We start from the raw sequence: 3,224 nt of genomic DNA on the forward strand, positions 1-3,224 counted from the left end.
GCACAGCGCTCGCCGGCCGCCGTCGTGCCGCTCCCGCCCCATGCGCTCCGGCGGCGTCCCGCCCGCCCACGCCGTGCGTCCCGCGCGTGTCGCCGCAGGTCGCGGTGTCCGGCGGGTCCGATACGACGACCTGCCGCACAGCGGGCCGAGTCAGGCGATTCGCCGAGGGCCGCCGGGTAGGCCCGCCGCCTGACGGGTAACCTTCGCGGACCACGACCGAGCACGCCCAAGGGCCACCGCACGGGGGAGTGCAGCGCACATGGGCATTGGCAGCGCCATCTTTCTCATCGCGCTCGGCGCGATCATGACTTTCGCCATCCGGGCCAACGTCTGGTGGATCGACCTGCGCGCGGTCGGCTGGGTCTTCATCCTGGCCGGGCTGGCCGTCCTGCTCACCACCCTCTGGTTCTGGCAGGACCGGCGCAAGCGGGCACGCACGCTGATCGTGGAGGAGAACCGGCTCTCCCACCCGACGGCGATGATGCCGCCGCCGCCCGACCCGCCGCCGCCCACCGCCCCGCCGTCCTGAGCCCGGCGGCGTCAGGAGGGCCCTTGCCCGTCAGCGCCCGGGCGGTGTCAGCCCCGGGCGGTGTGTCGGGCGGTGATCGGGGCGCCGCCGGGGGCCAGCGCCGCCCACCGGGTGGTGGGGCGGTGCACCACCAGGTCGGTGGTCCGCAGCCCGTCCGGATCCGCCCGCTGGGGATCCAGCAGCGACGACAGCAGCGAGATGCCCGGGTTGTGGGCCACCAGCAGCACCGTGCCGGCGTCCGGGGCGACCGTCCGGAGCAGTTCCAGCAGGTCCTCCGGCCGCGCGTCGTACGCCGTCGGCTCGTAGCGCACCGCCGGTGACGACCCCGCCGGTCCCCCCTCCGGCGGGGATCCGGTCATGCCCATCGCCAGCCCGTGCCAGGTCTGCCGGGTGCGCAGCGCGGGGGAGCAGAGCACCACCTCGGGGACGAGGGCGTGCCGGGCCAGCCAGGCCCCGGCCGCGGCGGCGTCGGCGTGCCCACGGGCGGTGAGCGGACGCTCCCCGTCCGGACCGTCCTCCCGGAGCTGTTCGGCCTTGGCGTGCCGGAGCAGCACGAGCGTCCGCTCCTGGTTCCTGCCGTCGGTCATGCCCACAGCTTGCCTGATTGGCGATCTGAGCGCCTGGGTAAGTCGATGGGTGCCGCTACCTCATCCATGGCCGCGGCGGGTAGGAAACGCCAGCAGAACGCCAAGGAGGCGACGTCATGGGCATTGGTGCCAGCATCTTCCTGATCGCGCTGGGCGCGATCTTCGCGTTCGCCATCGACGCCAACCTGGGATGGCTCGACGTCCATGTCGTGGGCTGGGTGCTCATGCTCGTCGGCGTCGTCGGCCTGCTCCTGACCATGTACTTCTGGAACAACCGTCGGCGTACGGTGGTCGCCGCCCCGGTGCGTGAGCGGGTGGTCGCCCAGCCGACCGTGCCGGTCCAGGACGACCGCGTCGTGCGCGAGGAGTACCGCGAGGTGCGCCGCCCGGGTTACCCGGCCTGATCCATCCCCCGCAGACGTCGAGGGCCCCGCAACGGCGCGGGGCCCTCGAACTCGTTCCGGCCCGGGCCGGTCAGGAGAAGAGCGCGAAGTAGATCGCGACGTGGTGGCAGATCGCCGCGACGAGGGTGCAGGCGTGGAAGAACTCGTGGTGGCCGAAGACGGTGGGCCACGGGTTCGGCTTGCGCAGCGCGTAAAAGACGGCGCCGACGCTGTAGATGGCGCCGCCGACGCTCAGCAGCACCAGCGCGGTGACCCCGCCGGCGTGCAGGATCTGCGGCAGCATCGCCACCGCGACCCAGCCGAGCGCGAGGTAGAGCGGCGCGGAGACCCAGCGGGGCGCATGCGGCCAGATCAGCTTGACCGCCACCCCGGCCAGCGCGCCGCCCCAGACCAGGCCGAGCATCAGTTCGGCCGGCCGGGGCTTGAGCAGCAGCGCGCAGAACGGCGTGTACGTGCCGGCGATGAACACGAAGATCATCGAGTGGTCCATCCGGCGCATGATCTGGTAGCCCCGCTCCGACCAGACGCGGCGGTGGTAGAGGGCGCTGGTGCCGAAGAGACCGCACACGGTCAGGCTGTAGATCAGGCAGCTGACCAGGGGCGCCCAGCCGGGGCGGGCGGCCGCGATCGAGCAGAGCACGATGCCGCAGACGAGCGCGACGAAGAACGCGTAGGTGTGCAGCCAGCCGCGCATCCGGGGTTTACCGATGTCGACCGGCTTGAGCCGAAGCGGTGCGGAGGTGGTCACGCCCCATAGGTTACGACACCGTAGGTTACTTGCAAGTAGTGTCCGTCGCCACGCGCATCCGCCAGTATGACGGGATGCGGATCCGGCCCGTCGGCGCCCACGCCCTGCTGCTCGACTGCGACGACCCCGACCAGGTCCAGGCCTGGCGCGCCGAACTCTGGCGTCGCCGGCAGGCCGGCGAGCTGGCGGCCGCCGAGATCGTGCCCGCCGCGGCCACCGTGCTGGTCGACGGCGTACCCGACCCGGCGGCGGCCGCCGCCCGGATCGCCGGCTGGACCCCGCGACGCGACGCCGACCCGGCCGCCACCGCCGAGGTCGAGGTGCCCACCGTGTACGACGGGGAGGACCTGCCCGCCGTCGCCACGCACTGGGGGGTCGACGTGCCCACCGTCGTGGACCGGCTGCGGCGTACCGAGTTTCGGGTGGCCTTCTGCGGCTTCGCGCCCGGCTTCGCGTACCTGACCGGGCTGCCGGCCGCGCTGGCCGTGCCCCGGCTCGCCACCCCGCGTACCCGGGTGCCGGCCGGGTCGGTCGCGCTGGCCGGCCCGTACGCCGGCATCTACCCGAGCGCCTCGCCGGGCGGCTGGCTCCTGGTCGGGCGGACCGACCTGGTCCTCTTCGACGTGCACGCCGATCCGCCGGCCCGGCTCAGCCCCGGCACCCGGGTCCGGCTGGTGACCGCGTGAGCGCGACCGGCACGATCGAGGTGCTCCGCGCCGGTGCCCTCACCACCGTCCAGGACCAGGGCCGGCCCGGATACGCCCACCTCGGCGTCCCGCGCTCCGGCGCGCTCGACCCGGCCGCGCTGCGCCTGGCCAACCGGCTCGTCGGCAACCCGGCCACCGCCGCCGGTCTGGAGATCGCCCTGACCGGCTGCGTCCTGCGTTTCACCCGCGCGGTCAGCGTGGCGCTCACCGGAGCGCGGGACGCCGAGGTGGGCGTATCCGGGCCGGCCC

5 protein-coding genes and 1 pseudogene are annotated in these 3,224 nt (G+C 73.9%); 4 read left to right on the plus strand and 2 right to left on the minus strand.

Annotated features, from left to right (window positions below; all coding sequences use genetic code 11):
* The first annotated feature begins 259 nt into the window (after positions 1-259).
* Positions 260-529: a DUF6458 family protein gene (locus ACWEVO_RS33350; protein WP_088969138.1), complete on the plus strand. Its 270-nt coding sequence runs from the start codon at positions 260-262 to the stop codon at positions 527-529.
* 47 nt (positions 530-576) lie between these two features.
* On the opposite strand, the gene ACWEVO_RS33355 is transcribed toward ACWEVO_RS33350, so the two are convergent.
* Complete coding sequence (locus ACWEVO_RS33355) at positions 577-1,116, minus strand: SixA phosphatase family protein (protein WP_452311407.1); 540 nt, start codon at positions 1,114-1,116, stop codon at positions 577-579.
* A 116-nt stretch (positions 1,117-1,232) separates the two neighbouring features.
* Here ACWEVO_RS33355 and ACWEVO_RS33360 point away from each other — a divergent pair, with 116 nt between their 5' ends.
* Entirely contained in the window at positions 1,233-1,520 is a 288-nt protein-coding gene (locus tag ACWEVO_RS33360; RefSeq protein WP_123242705.1) for a DUF6458 family protein, read from the plus strand.
* Positions 1,521-1,590: 70 nt separating this feature from the next.
* Here ACWEVO_RS33360 and trhA read toward each other — a convergent pair whose 3' ends face one another.
* A complete protein-coding gene (gene trhA / locus ACWEVO_RS33365) occupies positions 1,591-2,268 on the minus strand; it encodes a PAQR family membrane homeostasis protein TrhA (protein WP_452311408.1) in 678 nt (225 codons plus the stop codon).
* Between the two features lie 74 nt (positions 2,269-2,342).
* Here trhA and ACWEVO_RS33370 point away from each other — a divergent pair, with 74 nt between their 5' ends.
* Entirely contained in the window at positions 2,343-2,954 is a 612-nt protein-coding gene (locus ACWEVO_RS33370; RefSeq protein ID WP_452311409.1) for a 5-oxoprolinase subunit B family protein, read from the plus strand.
* A pseudogene (locus ACWEVO_RS33375) lies at positions 2,852-3,224 on the plus strand (hypothetical protein); the annotation flags it as partial. The gene ACWEVO_RS33370 and the pseudogene ACWEVO_RS33375, both read left to right, overlap by 103 nt.

The sequence above is a fragment of the Micromonospora sp. NPDC003776 genome (assembly GCF_053605645.1).

Coding starts and splice junctions, on each gene's coding strand:
- ACWEVO_RS33350 (WP_088969138.1), top strand. CDS start 260: ATGGGCATTGGCAGCGCCATCTTTCTCATCGCGCTCGGCGCGATCATG.
- ACWEVO_RS33355 (WP_452311407.1), bottom strand. CDS start 1,116: ATGACCGACGGCAGGAACCAGGAGCGGACGCTCGTGCTGCTCCGGCAC.
- ACWEVO_RS33360 (WP_123242705.1), top strand. CDS start 1,233: ATGGGCATTGGTGCCAGCATCTTCCTGATCGCGCTGGGCGCGATCTTC.
- ACWEVO_RS33370 (WP_452311409.1), top strand. CDS start 2,343: ATGCGGATCCGGCCCGTCGGCGCCCACGCCCTGCTGCTCGACTGCGAC.